Origin of the sequence: Neorhizobium huautlense, assembly GCF_030811685.1 — a bacterium.
GTDB classification, from domain to species: domain Bacteria; phylum Pseudomonadota; class Alphaproteobacteria; order Rhizobiales; family Rhizobiaceae; genus Neorhizobium; species Neorhizobium huautlense_A.
Map to the genome: position 1 here is coordinate 316356 of NZ_JAUSRF010000002.1, position 22753 is coordinate 339108.

The following is a 22753-nucleotide window of genomic DNA, read 5'->3' on the forward strand; positions in this document are numbered from 1 at the left end:
CGGAAACCTGCCCATGAGCCGTTGCAGATTGCAGATCAGGCGAGAGCCGGAGATTGCCGAGGCATGGGGCCGGCTGACGGTTTCCATCGACAACAGGACCGTGTTCGATCTTGATGACGCCGAGGTGAAGCAGGTCTCTTGCGAACCGGGTGTTGCGACGATCACCGTCACGGCTTCGGATGGAAGCGGTTTCTCGCGACGCATGTGTTTGCCGGAAGGCCGTGTCCTTCTTCTGTCCCTCCATGAGATTTCGCCGGTATGGTGGCGCAGGTTGCTGGGCATTTCGCGGTCTCTCGACCTCACCGAGATATCAAAAGGTCCTCTCGTGCCGCCGGATGCCATCCCCGACCGCACACTGACGCAACAGGTCTGGATCGGCCATGCGGCAAGTGAGGAAGCGTTGAGCGCCCTGTTTGTAGAGCGCGACGGTTATTATTCGGATGAGAATGCCGAGCGGGAAGGGACGCCGGACCATCTGGCCTTGTCCGCCTTTGCGCAAGTCATGGGGCAGGCGTCATACGATCACGATTTTCTCGAATACAGTTATGCCGGACCGGGCGACAGTCTGGAAACCCGCTTCGCAGCGCATTCATGGGTGAGGGAGTGGGCGCCGGTCTTGCGCGCGCTGTTACCGGCGCAAGAGATCGAACACTCGAATGCCGTCGTCATGGTCGGCATCGACCGCCATGAACGGTTCGGCGATCATCGCCAGATCAGGCAGCCGCGCGATCTGTACCTGCCCGATCTTCGCCTTCGATATATTGGCGAGATCGACCACCCCGACCATTCCTGAAAGCAAGGTCAGACTGCGACCTAGCGGGCCGGTTCTGCTGTCTTTCCCGCCGCATAAGCCCGCACCGCATCGCCGAACGCTTCGAACAGCTGCCGCGACGGCTGATCCGTTGCCGCCCAGTATTCCGGGTGCCACTGCACACCAACGGCAAAATTCTTGGCATCGATAACCGACACCGCCTCGATCGTACCATCCGCTGCCGTCGCCTCGACCTGCAGGCTAGGGGCCGTCTTGGCAATCGCCTGCCGATGCAGCGAGTTCACCTGCACTTCGCCGGCCACGCCGAGATAATTGGCGATACACGACCCTTCCTTGACGAAGACAGGCTGGCGGATCGAATAGCGCACGTCGCGGCTCTGGTCCTCTGGCATGCGGTGATCCCACATGCCTTCTGCCTCCTGAATTTCGCTCGCCAGCGTGCCGCCGAGCGCAACATTCAGTTCCTGAATGCCGCGGCAGATGGCGAGAAGCGGGATGCCGCGATCGATGGCGCGGCGGATCAGTTCCAGCGAGGTGGCGTCGCGGGCCAGATCGAACGGGCCGTCCTTGTCGGTGGCTTCAAGGCCGTAACGCGACGGATGAACATTGCTGGCCGCGCCGGAGATCAGCACGCCATCGACACGGTCGAGCAGGCTGTCGATATCGTTGCCGTCTTCGAAGGCCGGCACGATGATCGGCATGGCCTGCGCCACATGAAGGGCGGCATTGGCATATTGATTGGGTGTGGCATGCCAGAGAGCGCCTTCGATCTCCTTGATATCGGCGGGAATGGCGACGATCGGTTTTGGCATGCGGGAGGCTCCGAAAGGCTGGTCTGGTAGAGACTTTTGGCGCTGCGAATAGACGGAAGTCAAGCCGGCTTATGCTTGCCGCCGTCGAAGGATGGTTTGAAACCTTTCACTGCATATCCATCATTTTGAAAAGCCATAGTGCCGTGCCGGTTAAGACCAAAGTCTCATGCCCGACAGCGCCTGCTTCATTCGAAAACACGGTTGCCGCGCTTGCCAGTGAACAAGCGTCATGGTTGTTTCATATGTGGTCGCGGGATTGGAGAGAGGCCCGTTACCGGTTCGACGAAATGCCAATGCGAGGTTCAGCCAAAAGTTCAACGGGAGGTGAACATGGATCGTCGTGCATTTTTCAAGAAGGCAGCTGTGACGGGGGCGGGTGCCGCTGCCGCAAGTGTTCTTTCGGCGCCTGCGATTGCGCAGGAAAACCCGAAAATCAACTGGCGGCTGACATCGTCGTTTCCGAAGTCGCTCGACACGATCTGGGGCGGTGCCGAAGACATCGCCAAGCGTGTGAGCGAGGCAACGGGCGGCAATTTCACCATCCAGACCTATGCGGCCGGCGAAATCGTGCCCGGCCTGCAGGCGGCGGATGCGGTGAGCGCCGGCACGGTCGAGATGTGCCATACCTGCTCATACTATTATGTCGGCAAGGACCCGACATTTGCGATCGGCACGGCCATTCCCTTCGGGCTGAATGCGCGGCTGACCAATGCCTGGTTCTACGAGGGCAATGGCAACAAGCTGCTCAACGAGTTTTATGCCAACCACAAGCTTTACGGCATGATCGCCGGCAATACCGGCGCGCAGATGGGCGGCTGGTTTCGCAAGGAGATCAACACTGTGGATGATCTCAAGGGCGTGAAGATGCGCATTGCCGGTCTGGCCGGCCGTGTTGTCGAAAAGCTCGGTGTGGTGCCGCAGCAGATCGCCGGCGGCGATATCTATCCGGCGCTGGAAAAGGGCACGATCGATGCCGCCGAATGGATCGGTCCCTATGACGACCAGAAACTCGGCTTCTACAAGGTTGCCAAATATTACTACTACCCGGCCTTCTGGGAGGGCGGTCCGGCCATCCATGCCTTCGTCAATCTCGACAAGTGGAACAGCCTGCCGAAACAATATCAGGCGGCGCTGACCGATGCCGCCGCTTATGCCAACACCAACATGATGGCGAAATACGACCTGAAAAACCCGTTGGCTGTCAAGCAGCTGGTTGGCCAGGGCACGGTGCTGCGGCCATTCAGCCAGGATATCCTCGACGCATGCTTTAATGCGTCCATGGAGGTCTACAAGGATATTTCGGCCAGTAACGAGTGGTTCAAGAAGATCTATGAGGATCAGGTTGCCTTCAAGAAGGAAGGTTATCTGTGGATGCAGCTATCCGAATACACCTATGACACGTTCATGATGATCCAGCAGCGCAACGGCAAGCTCTGAACGAATGATCGAACACAGGTGCCCCGGCTGAAAGGTCGGGGCATTTTTTATAGCCACAAATACAATTTTTGCGTGTATTTATTTGCGTTCGATAACGCATGGAATACAGTCGAGATGTTGGAGAGCAAAAAAAAGCAGAAAGCTCCGAGGCCAGCCGGAGCATCGGTGAAGACGGGCTTCACCGACTTAGGCATAAGCCTTGCTCTCGAACCGGAGGTGATGCGATGTGGAAACCACTGAGCATTACACTGCATTTCAGGAAGACCCGGACTAGCTGGTCAGTTACGTTCCGGATCAACTTCCTCAACAAGTAGTAAATGAGGGCAGAGCTCCAACTCTGCCCTCACTCCGCCAATATACGCGCGCTATCCATTTCCGACAAGGGCAACCCTTACGGGTTTATTTTTGGCGGCTCGCCCAAATTGGGTGTTCCCGGCAGGCCGCCCTGTTGGGCCGGTGCGCCGTCCATGGGTGGCAGGCCGAAATTGGGCATGCCACCGGTGCCGCCGCCATTGCCGAAGCCGGGTATTTCGATCTTGATGGAATCGAGATCCACGACCGGGGCCTTTTCCAGCCAGTAGGTGACCGACTCCGGCCAGAAGATGACGATGGCAACGAGGATCAGCTGCATGCACAGCCACGGTATGGCGCCGAGATAGATGTCCTTCGTTTTTACCGATTTCGGAGCGATCGAGCGCAGGTAGAACAGCGCAAAACCGAAGGGCGGGTGCATGAAGCTCGTCTGCATGTTGATGCAGATCAGCACGCCGAACCAGATCAGGTCGATGCCGAGAGCATTGGCAACCGGTACCAGCATCGGGATGACGATGAAGGCGATCTCGAAGAAATCGAGGAAAAAGGCCAGGAAGAAGATGAAGATGTTGACGAAAATCAGGAAGCCGAGCGCGCCGCCGGGGACGTGAGACAGAAGATGTTCGACCCACAGGCCGCCGTTCATGCCCTGGAACACGAGGCTGAAACAGGTGGCGCCGATCAGGATGAAGACCACCATTGAGGTGATGCGCATGGTGGTCTGCATGCCTTGCTTGGTGAGGTCCCATGTCAGGCGGCGGTGCATGGCGGCAATGCCCATGGCGCCGACGACGCCGAGAGCGCCGGCTTCGGTTGGCGTCGCAAGGCCAAGAAACAGTGTTCCCAGCACGATGAAGATCAACACGATCGAGGGGATCATGCCCCAGAGTACGCGTATCACCAAGGCTGCATTCATCTCGCCGCGCGCTTCCGGCGGCAGGGCCGGCACGTCCTTGGGGCGGAAGATCGACAGCGCCAGAATGAACAGCAGGAAGATCGTCACCTGCAGGATCGAGGGGCCGATGGCGCCGAGATACATGTCGCCCACCGAGCGACCAAGCTGGTCGGCGAGAACGATCAGAACCAGCGATGGCGGAATGACCTGGGTGATGGTGCCGGATGCGGCGATGACGCCGGTGGCAAGGCGCGGGTTGTAACCGTATTTGAGCATGATCGGCAGCGAGATCACGCCCATGGTGATGACGGAAGCCGCAACCGTGCCGGTGATGGCGCCGAGGATGGCGCCGACGACGATGACCGCATAGGCAAGCCCGCCGGGGATGGCGCCAAAAAGCTTGCCGGTGCCTTCGAGCAGGTCTTCGGCAAGGCCACATCGCTCAAGGATGGAGCCCATGAAGGTGAAGAAGGGAATGGCCAGCAGCAGGTCGTTGGAAACGATGCCGAAGATGCGGAAGGGCAGGGCCTGCAGAAACACTTCCTCGAAATGGCCGGTAAACACGCCAAGTATGCCAAAAAACAGGCCGACCGCCGCCAGCGAAAAGGCGACGGGAAAACCGTAGAGCATGAAGCAGATCATGCCGAGGAACATCAGGGGCGGCATCACACCGTAAGCGAACATCGTCTCTCTCCCGGTGTGGTTATTGCAGCGGTTTTTCGTAGGTCGTGTCGACGGCGGCCAGCCCCATCAAGGCGGCGATGCGCTTGACGAGTTCCGACAGACCCTGCAGCACGAGCAGCGCGAAGCCTGCAAAGATGATCAGCTTGACCGGCCAGCGGATGAGGCCGCCGGCATTGGACGAAACCTCGCCCTGCATCCATGACAACCAGAAGAACGGAAAGCAGATCCAGGCGAGATAGGCGCAGGCCGGGATGAGAAACACCGTCAAGCCGACGATGTCGATCCACAGCCGTTTTGTGTCGGAAACGGCGCCATAGATCAGGTCGACCCGCACATGTTCGTTCAGCCGCAATGTATGGGCGGCGCCCATCAGCACGATGAAGGCGAACATGTACCACTGGATTTCCAGCCAGCCGTTCGAACTGATGTTGAAGGTGTAGCGGATGAGAGCGTTGCCGGCGCTGACAAGGCAGCAGAACAAGACGAGATAACCGGAAAATTTTCCTATGATCTCGCTAAGCCTGTCGATCAGGCTGCTGAAACGAAGCAATGCCGACATTTGTCCCCCCGGATGGTTCCTCTTCCATCCTTTTCCTCTCCTCGCGATTTAACAAAATGACCGTCAAATTGAAAGATGGCGCTCATGCAACTTTCGTTGCTGCTGCGGCGAAGACACAGTTAGTCTTGACAGATCTTCGATCCGCATTGATCAATTGCACAGGGGCGCCATATGGTCGTCCGGTGCTTATTCTTGGAGGAGAGAGCATGGAGCATCACCGCAGCGGGCCGATCGAGACGGGCGCCGAGATGGATTATCGCGAGCACGAAAAGACCTATGACGGTTTTCTGGCCGGTACCAAATGGGGCACGATGGTCACTGTCGTGTTGCTGATTGCCATGGCGGCCGGTTTCTTTTCCGGTGCCGGTTTCCTGGGCGGTCTGATCGTCTTCATCGTCCTCAATGTCGCCGGCGTGTTCCTGCTGCGCTGAGGCCTCTGTTTTCAGGTTCTGAAACGAATTCGGCCCCGCATACGCGAGGCCGAGAACGATTTTCCGTGCTTTTGCTTGGCGGGGATCACGCGCCGCCGCGTGTGCGGGCGAGGCCGTCCTTGGCCGGCTTGTAGTTCGGATCGAGGCGTGCTGCGTGCGAATAGGATTTGGCCGCGCGTGCCCGGTCTCCGCGACGCTCATAGACCAGCGCCTGGTTGGCCCAGGATTCGGCGATCTTGTCGTCCAGCTCGATCGCGTGGTTGAAATCCGCAAACGCGTTTTCGTCATCGTTGAGCGCGACATAGGACACGCCACGGCCGTTATATGGCTCCGGCGAGGTGGATGACAGCGAGATCGCCTTGGAGAAATCGTCGATCGCCTGTGCGTGCTGTCCACGGCTCTGCAGGATCAGGCCGCGGCCGTGATAGGCGCGGCCATCCGTGGTTTCCAGCTGGATCGCCTTGGTGAAATCGTTGAAGGCGTCGTTTGTGCGGCCGGCCTGACGGTAGATGTTGCCACGGCCGATATAGGCGGCGTCGTAATTCGAATTGATCTGCAGGGCAGCGTTGTAGTCATTGGCCGCTTCGACCGGCTTGCCCATGTTGCGATAGACGAGGGCGCGGTTGGCATAGGCCTGATAGAACTGCGGATTGAGCTGCAGGGCGCGGTTGAAATCGTCGAGTGCGCGGCGGAAATCGCCGGCGCGGCCGTAAGCCGAACCACGGACGTTATAGCCTTCGGGATCCTGCGGATTGGCGTTGATGACCGAGGTCAGGGAAGCGATGTTCTGTTCAGACCCTTGAGCCCGGTCGAGGCGGATCGTGTCCATCGACGTCACAGTCGACTGGCAGGCGGTCAATGCGCTTGCTGCGAGCAGAATGAGGGCAATGGGAGCGATGCCGCGGCGCCGTGTGGCTGTGGAATGCGAAACACCATGCGAAATGGAGTGAGCGGCAGTCATGGCAGCCATCAGGCGCTTGTCCTCATATGAGCAGGGATGCCGGCCCGAAAGACAGGGCGGGATCCAGACAGAAATCAAAAAGCGGCGGCGTCCGTCAGGTCGCCGCCGCTCTTAAGCATGAGAAAACGTCGAAAAAACGACAGATTAGCGAGCCGGGCGTGCCGGACGCGGGGTCTGCGGCAGCAGGCCTTCGCGCTGCATGCGCTTGCGGGCCAGCTTGCGAACGCGACGAACAGCTTCAGCCTTCTCGCGAGCGCGCTTTTCCGAAGGCTTTTCATAGCTTTCGCGCATCTTCATTTCGCGGAAAACACCTTCGCGCTGCAGCTTCTTCTTGAGAGCGCGGAGTGCCTGATCAACGTTGTTGTCGCGGACTAGTACCTGCACGTGAAATCCCGTTCCTTTGGTTTGTGTTCGCCCGGTCCTCAGCAGGATTTTCGGCGATAGAGTTTCGAGCGCGCGGCGTTAACCGTGCGATTTTGCAGGCCTCATAACAGGAGATTGTCGGCAAGTCCAGATGGTGTCGAGGCGATTGTGGAAAATGGCATGTATCGTCCGCCTCTCAACCTCATGGTGTTTCAGCTTTGCGGACCTATCCCGCTGCCGGCACGCTGTTCGTCCGGGAAGGCCGGTTGGCCGGGTGTTTCCCGGCAAAGAGGCGAAGCAGAGGCTTTTCGACAAGGCTATGGACAAGGATCGCGACAAGGCAGGCGGTGATGATGCAGGCAATCGTGGTCGCGATCAGCGTGAGGTTGTTTCCGGTGCCGATCGTGCGTTTGGCCACCTGCGTGACGGCACCGATGGCGAACATATGCGACAGATAAAGTGCATAGGATGAGTCGCCGAGCTGTTCGGCCAGGGATATCCGTTTGAGGTGCGGCTCCAGAAACAGGCCGATCATCACCATGCCGGTGGCCCACAACACCTGCCCGGCAAAGCCCAGATTGGCGGAGAGGATGCTGCCGTCGTCGCGGAGGGCGAGGGCAAGGCCGATCATCGAAATGGCGCCGAGCAGAACGGCCTTGCGCGGATCGAGCAGGTTTTGGCCATTCAACCTTGCCCAGCCGATCCAGGCGCCTGCCGCAAAGGCGAGTGGCGAGGCGTTCAGGTAAAATTGCAGGACGGGATCCTGTGGCGCAAGGACGAGGCCCAGCAGCCATGTGGCGGTAAACAGTGCGGTGAGCAGAAGGATGCGGGATGTGGCGGCCATGAAGGCCAGTGCTGCGAAGGCGAGGTAAAAATAGGCCTCGTAATTCAGTGTCCAGCCGAGTGACAGAATGGGGCTGGTGCCGCCTCTGCCCGGCGCTTCATGCACGATGAACAGCAGTGACTGGAGAAAATGGGGCCAGGTGAAGACGGTTGTCTGCAAAAGACTTGGCGCGGCAACGGCAATCAGCGCGGTGAGGCCGGTAAACAGCCAGTAGAGCGGCACGATGCGGATGATGCGGCGTTTCAGAAAGGTTGCCGGCGAAAACGCGCCCGAGCCGGAAATATAGACCATGATGAAGCCGCTGATCACGAAGAACAGCACCACGCCCAATCGGCCTGCCAGAACCACAAGGGCATTGTCGACGCCTATCTGGTGCGAAAAGGCATGGGCGACGACGACAAGAAGTGCCGCCAGCGCGCGCAGATACTGAATGGAATACAGCTTTTCCATGCGATGCCCCCGCCCGTTCCTGCCGCAATCAGCCGCAAATGTACGGGTCTTGCAAGACAATCTCCGGCAGGTGGTTAATGTGTAAAAATGCAATTGCAGCGAGCTACGTTTTTCTCCGTGTCGAAACAAACCTCTCAGGCGTCGCAAAGTGGCCATTGCGGCGCATATTGATTTGCGATGGGTATGACATTACCCAATTCAAGGTGGTCGAAAGACCCTTGAGGTGGAGCAAGGAAGAGAGGCCAGATGCGCAGATATTCGGTTTTCGCCATCGCACGCGAGGCAATGCGTGCTCACAAGGGCTGGGACCAGCAATGGACATCGCCCGAACCCCGCTCCAGTTACGACGTCATCATCATCGGTGCTGGCGGGCATGGTCTGGGGGCTGCCTATTATCTCGCCAAGGAACATGGCATCACCAATATCGCGGTGATCGAGAAGGGCTGGCTCGGCGGCGGCAATACCGGCCGCAACACCACCATCATCCGCTCCAACTATCTCTATGAAGAGAGCATGGATATCTATGAGCATTCCCTGAAACTGTGGGAAGGCCTGAGCCAGGATCTCAATTACAACACTATGTATTCGCCGCGCGGCGTGATGATGCTGTCGCACAACATCCACGACCAGCAGTCGTTCAAGCGACACATCAATGCCAACCGGCTTTACGGCATCGACAACGAATGGCTGTCGCCGGAACAGGCCAAGGCTTTTGTTCCCGTCCTCGATATCTCCAAGACGGCGCGGTATCCGATCAATGGTGCGGCCCTTCAGCGTCGCGGCGGCACGGCCCGTCACGATGCCGTCGCCTGGGGTTACGCGCGTGCTGCTGCGGATCGTGGCGTGCATATCATCCAGAATTGCGAAGTCACCGGTATTCGCCGCGGGCCGGGCGGCGAGGTTCAGGGTGTCGAAACCTCCAAGGGTTTCATTGGCGCCAAGAAGATCGGCGTGTCGGCTGCCGGCCATTCGTCCGTGGTGATGGAAATGGCAGGCGTGCGCGTGCCTTTGCATTCCAATCCGTTGCAGGCGCTGGTGTCGGAACCGCTGAAACCGATCTTCCCCTGCGTGGTCATGTCCAACACCGTGCATGCCTATATCTCGCAGTCCGACAAGGGCGAGCTGGTGATCGGTGCCGGTACCGACCAGTACAATTCCTACAGCCAGACCGGTGGCCTGCAGATCATCACGCATACGCTGGATGCCATCTGCGAACTGTTTCCCATCTTCCGCCGGGTCAAAATGATGCGCCAGTGGGGCGGCATTACAGACAACACACCCGACCGTTCACCGATCCAGGGTGTCACGCCGGTGCCGGGCCTGTTCGTCAATTGCGGCTGGGGCACGGGTGGTTTCAAGGCGACGCCGGGTTCCGCCAACCTGTTCGCGCATCTGATCGCCAGAGGCGAGCCGCATCGTTTGGCCGCTGGCCTCAATCTCGACCGTTTCCGCACCGGCCGCCTGATCGACGAAGCGGCAGCTGCCGCCGTTGCGCATTGATTTGAGGGGATAGACCAGATGCTTTTGATCCACTGCCCCTATTGCGAGGAAGAGCGGTCCGAGCTGGAATTCCGCTGGGCCGGCGAGGCGCATATTGCCCGGCCGGACAACATTTCCGCGATTTCGGATGAGGAGTTCGCCGAGTTCTTTTTCCTGCGCAACAACGAAAAGGGCCTCACCTATGAACGGTGGCGGCATATCCATGGCTGCGGTCGTTTCTTCAACGCGGCGCGCGATACGGTGAGCGACAAGTTCCTGATGACCTACAAGGCAGGCCTTCCGAAACAGCCCATTCCAGCCGCCGCAAAAGCCGAGGCGATTGCCGAGGAAAAGACAATAGAAACGTGGGAACAGACGGAAGGAGATGCCCGATGAGCGCTTCCTCCAATTCAGGTGCGTTCCGCATCAAGGGCGCGGGCCGTCACACACCAGCCCGCACCGCCCGTTTCACCTTCGACGGCAAGACCTATACGGCACTGGAAGGCGATACGGTTGCCTCCGCGCTTTTGGCGCATGGCGTGCATCTGCTTGGCCGTTCGTTCAAATATCACCGCCCGCGCGGCATCTTGTCCGCTGGGCCGGAAGAACCGAATGCGCTGCTCGATGTCTCGCGTGATGCATCCCGTCGCCAGCCGAACGTGCGCGCCACCGTGCAGGAAGTTTTTGACGGCGCAAAGATCGCTTCGCAGAACCGCTGGCCGTCGCTGAAACACGATATCGGCGCGTTCAACGATCTGCTGTCGCCGTTTTTTGCCGCCGGTTTCTACTACAAGACGTTCATGTGGCCGAAGGAGGCCTGGCACAAACTCTATGAGCCGATCATCCGTCGTGCCGCAGGGCTTGGTGAAGCGCCGAAGGAAGGCGACACGGATCATTACGCCAGCCGTTACGAGCACTGTGATGTGCTGATCGCCGGTGCCGGTGTTGCCGGCCTGACAGCGGCGCTTTCCGCTGCTGCCACCGGTGCAAAGGTCATCCTCGTTGATGAACAGCCGAAAGTGGGCGGTGCGCTGCATTTCGATACATCGACCGAGATTGATGGCAAAAATGGTTATGACTGGGCGCAGGCCACGGCTGCCAAGCTGAAGGCGATGCCGAATGTGACGGTGCTCAACCGCACCACCGTGTTCGGGTATTACAACCACGGCTTTCTCGGCCTCGTGGAGCGCGTTACCGATCATCTGGCGCTGCCGTCGAAAGATCTGCCGCGTGAACGCCTGTGGCAGGTGCGGGCGAAAAAGGTTGTCCTCGCCACGGGCTCGATCGAACGCCACATGGTGTTCGCCAACAATGACCGTCCCGGCATCATGCTCGCCTCTGCCGCGCGCACCTTCCTCAACCATCACGGCGTTGCCGTCGGTCGCGCCGTGGCCGTCTACACCGCACATGACAGCGCCTATGAGGCCGCTTTCGATCTGAAGCGCGCCGGTATCGATGTGGTTGCCATTGTCGATAACCGAAAACTGCCGGGCGAGGCGGTGCTGACGGAGGCCCGTTCGCTTGGGCTCGAGGTACTGCTCGGCCATTCCGTGCTCGATACGGCCGGTCGTCATCGCGTCTCGTCCATCACCGTTGCCCGCAACGGCGAAAAGTCCGGCCGCAAGCTCAAGGTCGATACGCTGCTGGTCTCGGCCGGCTGGACGCCTTCGGTGCACCTTTTCTCTCAGTCTCGCGGAAAACTGCGTTTCGATGCCGAAAACGACCGCTTCCTGCCGGATATCTATGCGCAGGATTGCATCTCCATCGGCGCCTGCAATGGCACGGACGATCTGTCGACGCTGATCGGCGAAGCCTTGTCCGCCGGTGCCGAGATGGCCGGCCACAAGGGGGCCGACAGCATCGATGCCATCGCTTTTGCCGGCTCCAATCTCTATGAATGGACCGGCGGCATGATCGGTGCGGCCGAAGGGGCGGGACCTGATACGACAGTCAAGGCCTTTGTCGATTTCCAGCATGACGTGACTGCCAAGGACATTCGCCTTGCCGTGCGCGAGGGCATGCATTCCATCGAGCATATCAAGCGTTTCACCACCAATGGCATGGCGTCCGATCAGGGCAAGCTGTCCAATATGCATGGCCTTGCCATTGCATCGGAAATGCTGGGTCGTCCGATCCCGCAGGTGGGTCTCACCACGTTTCGCGCGCCCTATACGCCGGTGACTTACGGCACGCTGGTCGGGCACTCGCGTGGACCACTGTTCGATCCGGCCCGCAAGACGCCGATGCATGATCTCGAAGCCGCTGAGGGTGCCGAGTTCGAGGATGTCGGCAACTGGAAACGCGCCTGGTATTTTCCGCGCCGCGGCGAGGATATGCACGCCGCCGTTAACCGCGAATGCAGGACGGTGCGCGAAGTCGGCGGCGTGTTCGATGCCTCGACACTCGGCAAGATCGAGGTCGTGGGTCCGGATGCGGCCGCTTTCCTCAATCTGCTCTACACCAATGCCTGGGATACGCTGAAACCCGGGAAAAGCCGTTACGGCATCATGACCCGTGAAGACGGTTTCATCTATGACGACGGTGTCGTCGGGCGTCTGGCCGAGGATCGTTTTCATGTGACCACCACGACCGGCGGTGCGCCGCGCGTGTTGCAGCATATGGAAGACTATCTGCAGACCGAATTCCCGCATCTGAAGGTCTGGCTGACCTCGACCACCGAACAATGGGCGGTGATTGCCGTTCAGGGTCCGCAGGCGCGCGAAATCATCGCGCCGTTCGTGGAAGGTCTCGACATTTCCAACGAAGCGTTTTCGCATATGTCGGTTGCCGAGTGCACGGTGATGGGCGCGCCGGCGCGTCTGTTCCGTGTGTCGTTTACCGGTGAAATCGGCTTCGAAGTCAATGTGCCGGCAGATTTCGGTCCGGCCGTGTGGTCGGCGATCTGGGAGCGTGCGCAAAGTTTGGGTGCCTGCCTTTACGGCACCGAGACCATGCACGTGCTGCGCGCCGAAAAGGGCTATCTCATCGTCGGGCAGGATACGGACGGCACGGTCACGCCGGACGATGCCGGCTACGGCTGGGCGGTCTCCAGGAAGAAGACCGATTTTGTCGGTATCCGTGGCCTGAAACGCCCGGATCTCGTGCGGGAGGGGCGCAAGCAACTGGTCGGCCTGCTGACAAAGGATCCGAACGAAGTGCTGGAGGAGGGCGGCCAGATCGTTGCCGATCCGAACCAGCCGAAGCCGATGACCATGCTTGGGCATGTGACATCGTCCTACTGGTCGGAAAATCTCGGCCGGTCGATCGCCATGGCATTGGTGGCCAGTGGCCGCGCCAGAATGGGCGAGACTCTTTACGTGCCGATGAAGGACAAGGTGATCGCTGTCGAAGTGACCGACGTCGTGTTCGTGGACAAGGAAGGAGGCCGTATCAATGGTTGATTTTGGGGCTGAGATCGCAACAAGGACCCTTCCGCTGTCGGGTGCTCACGGCGGCTCGTCCGTCGCCCGGCTTGAACTGGCGGCACCGGCCGAACGCATCTCGTTGCGGGTGGTGGCTGCCGATGTTGCCGCATTGTCGGCGGCACTCGGTGTCGATCTTCCGACAAGACCGAAAACATCTGCTTCCGCCAATGGTCGCACGGCGCTGTGGCTGGGCCCGGATGAGTGGCTGGTGATCGCGGAAGGTACCGGGGATACCGGAAGCGCTTTGGTGGAGGCGGCGTCAAAAGCCGCCGTGCCGCATTCGGCAACCGACGTTTCCCACCGCAACACGGCAATCATCGTATCGGGTCCCGGTGCGGCGGCTGCCATCAATACCGGTTGCCCGCAGGATCTGTCGCTGGCGGTGTTTCCGGTTGGTGCCTGCTCGCGCACCAATTTGGGCAAGGTGGAAATCGTGCTGCTTCGGACGGCGGACGATGCGTTCCGGGTCGAAGTGTGGCGATCGTTTTCGACTTATGCGTTCGGGCTTTTGGCGGAAGGCGCGAGGGACGCGGCGCTCTGAGGGCGCCGCGAAAAGTCATTCGCCGGGCTGGCGATGTTTCAGTTTTTGCCGGCGGTCGAGGTCCCATTCGTGCAGGCGGGATGCAACATAACCAAGCAGAACAACGATTGCGGGCAGAACAATCGAATAAAAGAACCAGAAGTCCATCAAGCCAGTCTCCTGAGTATCCGTCTGGCACGGTAATGTAATATCACCGCGCCTAAAAGCCAAGCTGTGATGGTTACGGCCATTCGAGGCGTCGAGAGAGTTGTGAACGCAGCAAGGTTATAAGCATATCCGGCGAGCGGCGTTGCAATTCCTACCGTAAAACACGCTGTTGAGGCACGATCCAGTGCATTCGCCAGCAGTTTTGTCTGTTCGATTTCCGCGACATCAAGCCCGCTCATAGTCTCAGCCTTACTCTTATGAATGCGAGCATAGGTTGTGTTTTGGTGCCGTCAAATCGTACGGTCTATCGGTATCGTGAGGCGATCTACCACCACCCCTTCCACTTCACCCAGCGCCCGTGAAAATCCACCCGCCCCAGTTCGCGGATTTCGCCCGTCGGCCAGATCTGCAGGCTGATCGTTGCGCCATCCTGTCTGTCGTCGGCTTCCATCTGCAGGCGGGCAAGCGGCTGGTCTTTCGTGGCGCGTTTGCCGGCTTCGGCAATGGTGGCTTCGCCGCGGGCGCGCAAGGCTGCCGGCAGATATTGCCAGGCGATAGAGTGGTAGACGACCCGCACGGCGCCTGTCGGTGGTTTTACCAGTTCGCGCGGCAGCCATTCCAGCGCATCGGCGCGTTCCACCGGTGGCGGGTTATCGACGGCGAGCATGAGTGCCGCGTCGAGACGTTGCATACGGTCGGGTTGATCCGCCCAGACATAGGATTTCAGCCGCAACCGGTCATCCTCCGAGGTGACGTCGAGCGGGTTCAAGTCGCAGCCGAGTCGGCTTGCGATGGTGATTTCGGCATCGGGAGGCAGCGGCCCCTGCCAATCCGGCTTCAGATGCACGGGCGAGGCCGGATCGCCCCATTCGAAACCGCCGAGATCGTAATGGTAGCGATCCCATTGCAGGTTGAGCCCGGCGCTGGCGCCGACTTCAAGCAGGTCCAATGGCTTGCCGAACAGATCGGCGATGGTGAGAAAACCCGGCAGAAGCGCGTTGCAACGGCGGATTTCGTTGGTTTGCGGCGCCGATTGCAGTCGTTCTGTGATAAAATCGGCATGCTTTTCGAATGCGTTCAGCAAGGCATGCCATAGCCTGTCGTCATCGGTTTCGTTCGGCGGATAAACCGCCTTCAGGGCCTTGTCCTCGCTCGACAGAACGAGCGCATGGAGTGAGCCGGCCAGCCGCAGCGGTATGATATCGTTATTGATCGAGGCGTCGCCCGGCCAATCCAGCACGGCGCGGCCGACAGCGGTGCCATGATCCAGACGTTCGGCAAAGAGGCGACACAGATGTGCGACGAAGGGGGAGCCAAGCTCCGTCGCTGCCTTGATCTGCTTGCGAAAGGCATCACGCACGGCGGTTTCGCGATCTGTCTTATGGGCCATATGGTTCCTCCTGCATTGCCTCAAAGGGATAGGTCGAGCCGCTTCTCGCGCTCGATATAATCGCGTTGTCTATCGGTGATGTAATCGCGCACGATCGGGGCTGCATCGCGCTTTCTGGATAATTGCATATGAAAGACCATCTGGCTGCCGGTGCGGAACATCATCTCGGCGCTGATCAGATAAAATTCCCACATGCGGGCAAAACGTTCGTCATAGAGTTCGATCACCTTGTCGCGGTTCGCCTGAAAGCGGTTGTTCCAATGGGCAAGAGTGGTGGCGTAATGCACGCGCAGAAACTCCAGATCCGTCACCCAGAGACTGTTCTGTTCCACCACCTCGAACACTTCCGAAAGGGCGGGGGAATACGCGCCCGGAAAAATGTATTTTCGAAGCCACGGGCTTGCCATGCCGGGCGGGCTCATATGGCCGATCGAGTGCAGCACCATCACGCCCTCATCCGGCATCAGCGTGTTTATCTTGGCAAAAAACTCGTCGTAGTGATGCACGCCGACATGTTCGAACATGCCGACCGAGACAATGCGATCGAATTTTTCCGAAACGTCGCGATAATCCCGAAGCTCGAATTTGACCCGGTCGGCCAAACCGGCCTTCTGCGCCCGCTGCGATGCCAGCGCCTGCTGTTCCTTGGACAGCGTCACGCCCAGAACCTGCACGTCTTCGAGGGCGGCGAGATACAGCGCCAGATCACCCCAGCCGCAGCCGATATCCAGCACTTTCATGCCCGGCTTCAGACCGAGTTTTGCTGCCAGAAGCCGCAGTTTGTTGCGCTGCGCCTGTTCCAGCGTTTCGCCTTCCTCGCGAAAATAGGCGCAGGAATAGAGCATGTTGTCGTCGAGGAAGAGTTTGTAGAATTCGTTGCCGAGATCGTAGTGGTGGGCGACGTTCTGTTGCGCCTGACCCTTGCGGTTGGACTGCTGGCGTTTGCGGAACCGCATCTTGATCGCCCGCAACACCTTTTGCAGCGGGTAGGAGCCGAGCGACAGCCGGTTCACCGAAAACAGGGTGAGAAAATCCTGCAGCGTTGAGCCTTCCTCGAACCGCATCGTACCGTCCATATAGGCCTCGCCGGCGGCAAGTTCCGGATTGAAGACGAGGCTTTTGTAAAGCTTTGGGTCGGTCAGCCGCATGGTGACTTCGAGACCCGACGTGCCGGAAAAGACATGGCGCTTGCCATCGGCATCGATCACCGTAAGGCGACCATTGCGGATAAAGGATTTCATCATATGCGAGAGAGGAAACATGCGGCCTCCGGAAGCGGGGATGAATGTTCCCAGCCTAGCACTGCAAATGTCTGGCATGCATCAGAAAATTGCAGTTTTTCCGGTTACGCGTCCTCGGGCCGATCCTTTGGGTCGAACTGCACGATCGTCGTCCAGCTTCCGGTGAGCGCCGGCTTCTTTTCGTTCTCGATTTCGATCGAGATGTCATAGGTGGTCATCAGCATGGCGCCGCCACGAAAACGGGCTTCCTTCAGCGTGAAATGGCCGCGGATGCGGCTGCCGGTCTTCACCGGTGAGCCGAAGCGGATGTGGTCGAAACCGTAATTGAGGCCCATCGTCTGTTCACGGATGACCGGCAGGCTTTCGTAATTCATGGCAGACAGCAGCGAGATGGTCAGGAAACCATGCGCTATGGTGCCGCCGAAAGGGCTTTCCGCTGCGGCGCGTTCCGGGTCCACATGGATGAACTGGTGGTCGTTGGTGGCATCGGCAAAGGTGTCGATCATTGTCTGGTCGACGGTCATCCAGCTGGACACGCCGATCTCGGTTCCGACGAGATCCTTCACATCCCTCAGTGAAATTTCATGGCGCATGTTCTGTCCTCGGCTGAATGGCTCGATGATGTCCGGCCAGTGTTCTAGAGCTTTGTAAAAATTGCATGATTCAAGAATGACTGCGTGGTTGCGAGATCAGGTTTCGATGCAGAAACCGACAGAACGCGGCGACAGCATGATTGTATCGATAAAACCGTCACATGCCAGCGTCTGCCAGTTGTTGCCGGGCAGGCGAGCCTCGATGTTTTGATGGCCACGGTTGAAGAGGACGGCGACGCGCACATTGCGGCCGGTGGTCTGGTCGGGCGTGGAAAGCGCCATGGTCAGCGTGGAGACATCGCTGCGTTCCCAGTCTTCGACGGTCATGATCTCGCCGCGGGCGGAAAACCATTCGACATCGCCCTTGCCGGTCAGGAACGTCGTGTCGGCAAAGGCCGGGAACCGTTTGCGCAGACCAGAGAGAAAAGCCGTGTGGGCGATGATGGCCGGATCGAGTTTTGCCCAGTCCACCCAGGTGATGGTGTTGTCCTGGCAATAGGCGTTGTTGTTGCCGCCCTGCGAGCGGCCGCCTTCATCACCGGCCGTCAGCATCACCGTGCCACGAGAGACGAACAGGGTGGAGAGCAGGGCGATGACATCACGACGGCGGTTTTCGAGGATGGACGGATCGTCGGTCGTGCCCTCGGTACCGTTGTTCCAGGAAAAATTTTCGCCGTGGCCGTCGCGGTTGTTTTCGCCGTTGGCTTCGTTGTGCTTGTGCTGGTTGGACACGAGGTCCATCAGCGTAAAACCATCATGCGCGGCGAGGAAATTGACGCTGCGGGTTTGCGTCAGATCGTGGCGGGAAAAGATTTCCGATGAGCCCGCGAGCGCGTTGGCAATCGTTCCGGTCAGGCCGTTGTCGCCACGCCAGTAACGGCGAAAATCGTCGCGGGCGCGATCATTCCATTCGAGGAATGGGGGAGGAAAATTGCCGAGCTGGTAACCGCCGGGACCGATATCCCAGGGTTCGGCGATCATGATGCGGTCGGCCAGAACGTCATCCGCGAGGATGGCCGACAGCGTGCCGCCATCTCGGACAAAGCCGTTTGCCGTGCGACCGAGAACGGGGGCGAGATCGAAGCGGAAACCGTCTATGCCGGCTTCGGTCACGAAATGGCGCAGCGTGTCGATGATCAGGCGTTGGACGACCGGGTGGTCGCAGGCGACTGTATTGCCGGTGCCGGTATCGTTGACCAGCACGTCAGGCGCATCCGGCAGATGGCGATAATAGGAAAGATTGTCGAAACCGCGCATGGAGAGCGTTGCGCCATAACGATCGCTTTCGCCGGTGTGGTTGAAAACGAGATCGAGAATGGTGCCGATGCCGGCTTCATGCAATGTCGCCACCGTCTCGCGCAGTTCAACCATGCCGCCGGGGCAGAGGCGCGGATCGAGCGCCATGAAGGCGACCGGATTGTAACCCCAGCCATTGGTGAGGCCGAGCGGGGCTAAATGGCGTTCATCGATCCAGGCGGTGATCGGCATCAGTTCGATGGCATCGACGCCGATTTTTTGGAGATGCGCGATGACGGCGGGGTGGGCAAGTGCGGCGATGGTGCCACGCTGATGTGCCGGAACGTCAGGGTGCAGCATGGTGAAGGGGCGCACCGCCACTTCGTAGACAAAACCGCCGGGTTTGAATTTTGGCGCTGTGACCTTGATAGGGTTGCCCGCTGTGACGATGGCTTTGGGCACTATAGCGGCGGTGTCCTCGCCAAAACGCATCAGGCGGACATCGTGGCGGAAAGGGCGGTCGAGTTCGCGGGCGTAAGGATCGACCAGTAGTTTGGAGGGGTCAAACCACAGGCCACGATCGGGATCGTAGGTGCCGTTGGCGCGAAAGGCGTAACGCTGGCCGGCGATGATGCCGGGGAGGGTGATGTGGTGAACGTTGTCATCGCCGCGCGTCAGTGTGTGGCGGGCGGTTTCGCCGGTATCGTCGAAGAGGCAGAGTTTGATCTCTTTGGCGGATGAGGACCAGATGGCGAAGGTGGCGCCGGTATCGGTGAGGGTGGCGCCGAGGTGGGGTGTCAGACTTGAGGGCATCAGATACCCCCCTCTGTCCTGCCGGACATCTCCCCCTCAAGGGGGGAGATCGGCTGAACGGCAACCTGAGCAATCCATGTGTGATAGCCCTGCCCATAAGAAGGGAGATCCGCTGGAAGCGTGCTCGCCGTGTTATCTCGGTATGCGTCGTTGCTGCCAGTGCTGAAAAGCGAAAAGGGTACGAGATCGCCACATCCGATCTCCCCCCTTGAGGGGGAGATGCCCGGCAGGGCAGAGGGGGGTAACGACATCCGCCGACCTTTCGTTTTCAGCAGCAACAACCTCAGGTGATGACCGTCGGAGCATCGCGGCCCGAACGCTTCTTCAGTTCGGAAATCTCGTCGGCGATAGCAATCAGGTCGGCGAGTGCCTCCTGCGTTTCGATGGCGTGACGGGATGCATCCGGCTCGTAACGTTCGACGTAAAGGCGGATGGTGGCGCCGGATGTACCGGTGCCGGAGAGGCGGAAAACGACGCGGCTGCCGCCTTCGAACAGCACGCGAACACCCTGGTTTTTCGAGACCGAGCCATCGACCGGGTCGTTATAGGCAAAGTCATCGGCAGCTTCGACCTTGAGTGCGCCAAATGTCTGGCCGGGCAGGGTGGAGAGCTTTTCACGCAGGGCGGCAATCATGCCGTTGGCGGCGTCGCTGTCGACTTCCTCGTAGTCGTGGCGCGAATAGTAGTTGCGGCCATATTCGGCCCAATGCTTGGTGACGATGTCGTAGGCGCTTTCCTTGCGCACGGCCAAGATGTTCAGCCAGAACAGCACGGCCCAGAGACCGTCCTTTTCGCGAACATGGTCGGAGCCGGTACCAAAGCTTTCCTCACCGCAAATGGTGGCCTTGCCGGCGTCGAGCAGGTTGCCGAAAAATTTCCAGCCGGTCGGGGTCTCGTACATGCCGATGCCGAGCTTTTCCGCCACACGGTCGGCGGCAGCGCTGGTCGGCATGGAGCGGGCGATGCCGGCAATGCCCTTGGCGTAACCCGGTGCCAGCGTCGCATTGGCGGCGATGATCGCGAGGCTGTCGGAAGGGGTGACGAACATGTTCTTGCCGACCACCATGTTGCGGTCGCCATCGCCATCGGAAGCGGCGCCGAAATCCGGGCCGGTCGGGCTCATGACGTCGTCATACAGCTCCTTGGCGTGAACGAGGTTCGGGTCCGGGTGATGACCGCCGAAATCCGGCAGCGGCGTGGAATTGCGCACCGAACCGGCAGGGGCGCCGAGGCGCTTTTCGAGGATTTCCACGGCGTAGGGGCCGGTGACGGCGCCCATACTGTCGATCACCACCTTGAAGCCGCCGGCGATGTGCGCCTTGATGGCCGGGAAATCGAACAGTTCTTCCATCAGCGTGACGTAATCGGCGACCGGATCGACCACTTCCACCGTCATGCCGGCAAGATCGAACGTTCCGATCGCATCGAGATCGATATCGGCGACGTCAGCTATTCTGTAGGTATCGATGACCTGCGTGCGGGCAAAGATCGCGTCGGTGATCTTTTCGGGAGCCGGGCCGCCATTGCCGATATTGTACTTGATGCCAAAATCTTCGGTCGGGCCGCCGGGATTGTGGCTGGCCGACAGCACGATGCCACCAAAGGCCTTGTATTTGCGGATGAGGTTGGACGCAGCAGGCGTCGAGAGAATGCCGCCCTGACCGACCATGACCTTGCCGAAGCCCGCGGCGGCTGCCATTTTCAGCGCCTTCTGGATGACTTCGCGGTTATAATACCGGCCGTCGCCGCCGATCACCAGCGTCTTGCCTTCAAACCCTTCAAGGCTGTCAAAAATCGCCTGAATGAAATTTTCGGCGTAGTTTTCCTGCTGGAAAACCGGAACCTTTTTACGCAGGCCCGAAGTGCCGGGTTTCTGATCCTTGTAAGGCGCGGTGGTGACGGTCTTGAACATGGTCATCCTTTATTTGCAATGAGTTGGGCGTAGAGGTCGGCATAAAGCCCGGCGCTCTTGTCCCAGGAGACATCCGATTTCATGCCCTGCTTCTGCATGACCGACCAGATCTTGGGGCTCTGGTAAAGGCCGACAGTGCGCCTGATGGCGCGGCGCAGGTTATCGGTGGTGACGGCGTTGAAGGACACGCCTGTTGCGGCTCCGGCCGATATTGCGGCCGGGTTGGCATCGATGACGGTATCGTTGAGACCGCCGGTGCGGCTGACCACCGGCACGCAGCCGTAACGCAGGCCGTAAAGCTGGGTCAGTCCGCAGGGTTCGAAACGGGACGGAATGAGAATGGCGTCGGAGCCGGCCTGCATCAGGTGCGACAGCGGCTCGTCATAACCACGGTTGATGCCGATGCGGCCGGGATGGCGGATGGCGGCGGCGAGAAGTTCGGATTCGAGCCACGGATCGCCGGAGCCGAGGATGGCGAGACGCGCGCCCATGGCGACGATATCGTCGGCAAGTTCGGCCAGCACGTCCATGCCCTTCTGCATGGTCAGCCGCGAGACGACGCAGAACAGCGGGCCATCATCTTCATCGAGATCGAAACGGGCTTCGACGCCGCGCTTGTTGACGACGCGGGTTTTCAAGGTGGCGGCGCTGTAATGGGTCGTCAAAGCCGCATCGGAGCGTGGATCCCAGACATCGGTATCGATGCCGTTGACGATACCGGACAGGTGTTCGGCGCGGGTGGTCAGCAGGCCTTCGAGGCCCATGCCGAATTCCGGTGTCAGAATTTCCTCGGCGTAAGTCGGGCTGACCGTGTTGATCGCCCAAGCCGTCTGCAGCCCGGCCTTGAGATAACCGACGCCACCGTAAAACTCGACACCATCGATGTCATAGGCATGCGCAGGCAGGCCGATATGCGGCAGAACGCTGGCATCGAACCGGCCCTGAAAGGCGATGTTGTGGATGGTGATCAGGCTCGGCAATTCGGGCGTGTCGCCATAACGCATATAGGCGGGCACGAGACCGGCCTGCCAGTCATGCACATGCACGAGGTCCGGCTGCCAGTCTTCCATCTCGCCAGCGGCGATGCGGGCTGCGGCCAAGGACAGGGCGGCGAAACGGCGCCAGTTGTCGGCATGGTCGGCGCCGGTCGCATCGGCATAAGGGCCACCGGGGCGGTTGAACAGTTCCGGTGCGTCGAGAACGAGAAGATCGAGACCGTCGATATGGGTTTCGATGATATCGGCGGAGACGCCCAGCAGGTTGTCGAAATGCAGGCGCTGCGTGGTGTCGCCGCGCAGTTTTGCCATCACCGCCGGATAACCGGGGATGAGGGTTTTGGTGCTGACACGATAATGTTTGAGCGCCAAGGGCAGCGCACCGGCCACATCGGCAAGCCCGCCGGTTTTCACCAGCGGGTACAGTTCGGATGCGACGGCCAGAACCTGCATGTTCGTTT

Annotated in this window: 20 protein-coding genes; 7 read left to right on the forward strand and 13 right to left on the reverse strand. The window is 59.7% G+C overall.

What is annotated here, in order from left to right:
• The first annotated feature begins 13 nt into the window (after window positions 1-13).
• Window positions 14-793 (forward strand): hypothetical protein, encoded by a 780-nt coding sequence (locus J2T09_RS04115; RefSeq protein WP_306831383.1) that lies wholly within the window; start codon window positions 14-16, stop codon window positions 791-793.
• Window positions 794-813: 20 nt separating this feature from the next.
• Here J2T09_RS04115 and J2T09_RS04120 read toward each other — a convergent pair whose 3' ends face one another.
• Entirely contained in the window at window positions 814-1584 is a 771-nt protein-coding gene (locus tag J2T09_RS04120; RefSeq protein ID WP_306831385.1) for a gamma-glutamyl-gamma-aminobutyrate hydrolase family protein, read from the reverse strand.
• 330 nt (window positions 1585-1914) lie between these two features.
• On the opposite strand from J2T09_RS04120, the gene J2T09_RS04125 reads away from it, so the two are divergent.
• Entirely contained in the window at window positions 1915-3021 is a 1107-nt protein-coding gene (locus J2T09_RS04125; RefSeq protein WP_306831387.1) for a TRAP transporter substrate-binding protein, read from the forward strand.
• Window positions 3022-3412: 391 nt separating this feature from the next.
• Here J2T09_RS04125 and J2T09_RS04130 read toward each other — a convergent pair whose 3' ends face one another.
• Together J2T09_RS04130 and J2T09_RS04135 are read right to left on the reverse strand one after the other, a co-directional pair.
• On the reverse strand, window positions 3413-4912 hold the full coding sequence (locus J2T09_RS04130; RefSeq protein WP_306831389.1) for a TRAP transporter large permease: 1500 nt from the start codon (window positions 4910-4912) through the stop codon (window positions 3413-3415).
• 19 nt (window positions 4913-4931) lie between these two features.
• The gene (locus tag J2T09_RS04135) at window positions 4932-5471 is read right to left on the reverse strand and encodes a TRAP transporter small permease subunit (RefSeq protein WP_306831391.1); all 540 of its coding nucleotides are present in this window, start codon (window positions 5469-5471) and stop codon (window positions 4932-4934) included.
• A gap of 206 nt (window positions 5472-5677) precedes the next feature.
• Here J2T09_RS04135 and J2T09_RS04140 point away from each other — a divergent pair, with 206 nt between their 5' ends.
• Window positions 5678-5902 (forward strand): aa3-type cytochrome c oxidase subunit IV, encoded by a 225-nt coding sequence (locus J2T09_RS04140; protein ID WP_306831393.1) that lies wholly within the window; start codon window positions 5678-5680, stop codon window positions 5900-5902.
• Between the two features lie 85 nt (window positions 5903-5987).
• Here the strand turns inward: J2T09_RS04140 and J2T09_RS04145 are convergent, their stop codons facing one another.
• The 3 genes from J2T09_RS04145 to J2T09_RS04155 all read right to left on the reverse strand — a co-directional run bounded on the left by J2T09_RS04145 (window position 5988) and on the right by J2T09_RS04155 (window position 8520).
• Window positions 5988-6872, reverse strand: a complete 885-nt coding sequence (locus J2T09_RS04145; protein WP_373458367.1) for a tetratricopeptide repeat protein — start codon at window positions 6870-6872, stop codon at window positions 5988-5990.
• Between the two features lie 135 nt (window positions 6873-7007).
• Entirely contained in the window at window positions 7008-7247 is a 240-nt protein-coding gene (gene rpsU / locus J2T09_RS04150; protein ID WP_112728665.1) for a 30S ribosomal protein S21, read from the reverse strand.
• 205 nt (window positions 7248-7452) lie between these two features.
• On the reverse strand, window positions 7453-8520 hold the full coding sequence (locus J2T09_RS04155) for an acyltransferase family protein (RefSeq protein ID WP_306831396.1): 1068 nt from the start codon (window positions 8518-8520) through the stop codon (window positions 7453-7455).
• Between the two features lie 246 nt (window positions 8521-8766).
• On the opposite strand from J2T09_RS04155, the gene J2T09_RS04160 reads away from it, so the two are divergent.
• From J2T09_RS04160 to J2T09_RS04175, 4 genes are read left to right on the forward strand one after another with little or no spacing between them, the layout of a single operon-like run.
• Window positions 8767-10020 (forward strand): sarcosine oxidase subunit beta family protein, encoded by a 1254-nt coding sequence (locus J2T09_RS04160; RefSeq protein WP_306831398.1) that lies wholly within the window; start codon window positions 8767-8769, stop codon window positions 10018-10020.
• 18 nt (window positions 10021-10038) lie between these two features.
• A complete protein-coding gene (locus J2T09_RS04165; RefSeq protein ID WP_306831400.1) occupies window positions 10039-10395 on the forward strand; it encodes a sarcosine oxidase subunit delta in 357 nt (118 codons plus the stop codon).
• Window positions 10392-13400 carry a sarcosine oxidase subunit alpha gene (locus J2T09_RS04170; RefSeq protein ID WP_306831401.1) on the forward strand — a complete coding sequence of 1003 codons (3009 nt, stop codon included), beginning with the start codon at window positions 10392-10394 and terminating at the stop codon, window positions 13398-13400. Before J2T09_RS04165 ends, J2T09_RS04170 begins: the two co-directional genes overlap by 4 nt.
• Complete coding sequence (locus J2T09_RS04175) at window positions 13393-13965, forward strand: sarcosine oxidase subunit gamma (protein ID WP_306831403.1); 573 nt, start codon at window positions 13393-13395, stop codon at window positions 13963-13965. Before J2T09_RS04170 ends, J2T09_RS04175 begins: the two co-directional genes overlap by 8 nt.
• A 15-nt stretch (window positions 13966-13980) precedes the next feature.
• On the opposite strand, the gene J2T09_RS04180 is transcribed toward J2T09_RS04175, so the two are convergent.
• From J2T09_RS04180 to glgA, 7 genes are all read right to left on the reverse strand, one after another.
• A complete protein-coding gene (locus J2T09_RS04180) occupies window positions 13981-14112 on the reverse strand; it encodes a hypothetical protein (protein ID WP_306831405.1) in 132 nt (43 codons plus the stop codon).
• 325 nt (window positions 14113-14437) lie between these two features.
• A complete protein-coding gene (locus J2T09_RS04185) occupies window positions 14438-15502 on the reverse strand; it encodes a DUF2332 domain-containing protein (protein ID WP_306831407.1) in 1065 nt (354 codons plus the stop codon).
• Window positions 15503-15522: 20 nt separating this feature from the next.
• Window positions 15523-16764: an SAM-dependent methyltransferase gene (locus tag J2T09_RS04190; RefSeq protein ID WP_306831408.1), complete on the reverse strand. Its 1242-nt coding sequence runs from the start codon at window positions 16762-16764 to the stop codon at window positions 15523-15525.
• An 83-nt stretch (window positions 16765-16847) separates the two neighbouring features.
• Complete coding sequence (locus J2T09_RS04195; protein WP_306831410.1) at window positions 16848-17336, reverse strand: MaoC family dehydratase; 489 nt, start codon at window positions 17334-17336, stop codon at window positions 16848-16850.
• Window positions 17337-17432: 96 nt separating this feature from the next.
• Complete coding sequence (gene glgX, locus J2T09_RS04200) at window positions 17433-19385, reverse strand: glycogen debranching protein GlgX (RefSeq protein WP_306831412.1); 1953 nt, start codon at window positions 19383-19385, stop codon at window positions 17433-17435.
• 283 nt (window positions 19386-19668) lie between these two features.
• The gene (locus J2T09_RS04205) at window positions 19669-21297 is read right to left on the reverse strand and encodes an alpha-D-glucose phosphate-specific phosphoglucomutase (protein ID WP_306831682.1); all 1629 of its coding nucleotides are present in this window, start codon (window positions 21295-21297) and stop codon (window positions 19669-19671) included.
• 2 nt (window positions 21298-21299) lie between these two features.
• Window positions 21300-22745, reverse strand: coding sequence for a glycogen synthase GlgA (gene glgA, locus J2T09_RS04210; RefSeq protein ID WP_306831683.1), 1446 nt, complete (start codon window positions 22743-22745; stop codon window positions 21300-21302).
• Window positions 22746-22753: the final 8 nt, after the last annotated feature.

Coding starts and splice junctions, on each gene's coding strand:
- J2T09_RS04115 (WP_306831383.1), top strand. CDS start 14: ATGAGCCGTTGCAGATTGCAGATCAGGCGAGAGCCGGAGATTGCCGAG.
- J2T09_RS04120 (WP_306831385.1), bottom strand. CDS start 1,584: ATGCCAAAACCGATCGTCGCCATTCCCGCCGATATCAAGGAGATCGAA.
- J2T09_RS04125 (WP_306831387.1), top strand. CDS start 1,915: ATGGATCGTCGTGCATTTTTCAAGAAGGCAGCTGTGACGGGGGCGGGT.
- J2T09_RS04130 (WP_306831389.1), bottom strand. CDS start 4,912: ATGTTCGCTTACGGTGTGATGCCGCCCCTGATGTTCCTCGGCATGATC.
- J2T09_RS04135 (WP_306831391.1), bottom strand. CDS start 5,471: ATGTCGGCATTGCTTCGTTTCAGCAGCCTGATCGACAGGCTTAGCGAG.
- J2T09_RS04140 (WP_306831393.1), top strand. CDS start 5,678: ATGGAGCATCACCGCAGCGGGCCGATCGAGACGGGCGCCGAGATGGAT.
- J2T09_RS04145 (WP_373458367.1), bottom strand. CDS start 6,872: ATGGCTGCCATGACTGCCGCTCACTCCATTTCGCATGGTGTTTCGCAT.
- J2T09_RS04155 (WP_306831396.1), bottom strand. CDS start 8,520: ATGGAAAAGCTGTATTCCATTCAGTATCTGCGCGCGCTGGCGGCACTT.
- J2T09_RS04160 (WP_306831398.1), top strand. CDS start 8,767: ATGCGCAGATATTCGGTTTTCGCCATCGCACGCGAGGCAATGCGTGCT.
- J2T09_RS04165 (WP_306831400.1), top strand. CDS start 10,039: ATGCTTTTGATCCACTGCCCCTATTGCGAGGAAGAGCGGTCCGAGCTG.
- J2T09_RS04170 (WP_306831401.1), top strand. CDS start 10,392: ATGAGCGCTTCCTCCAATTCAGGTGCGTTCCGCATCAAGGGCGCGGGC.
- J2T09_RS04175 (WP_306831403.1), top strand. CDS start 13,393: ATGGTTGATTTTGGGGCTGAGATCGCAACAAGGACCCTTCCGCTGTCG.
- J2T09_RS04180 (WP_306831405.1), bottom strand. CDS start 14,112: ATGGACTTCTGGTTCTTTTATTCGATTGTTCTGCCCGCAATCGTTGTT.
- J2T09_RS04185 (WP_306831407.1), bottom strand. CDS start 15,502: ATGGCCCATAAGACAGATCGCGAAACCGCCGTGCGTGATGCCTTTCGC.
- J2T09_RS04190 (WP_306831408.1), bottom strand. CDS start 16,764: ATGTTTCCTCTCTCGCATATGATGAAATCCTTTATCCGCAATGGTCGC.
- J2T09_RS04195 (WP_306831410.1), bottom strand. CDS start 17,336: ATGCGCCATGAAATTTCACTGAGGGATGTGAAGGATCTCGTCGGAACC.
- glgX (WP_306831412.1), bottom strand. CDS start 19,385: ATGCCCTCAAGTCTGACACCCCACCTCGGCGCCACCCTCACCGATACC.
- J2T09_RS04205 (WP_306831682.1), bottom strand. CDS start 21,297: ATGTTCAAGACCGTCACCACCGCGCCTTACAAGGATCAGAAACCCGGC.
- glgA (WP_306831683.1), bottom strand. CDS start 22,745: ATGCAGGTTCTGGCCGTCGCATCCGAACTGTACCCGCTGGTGAAAACC.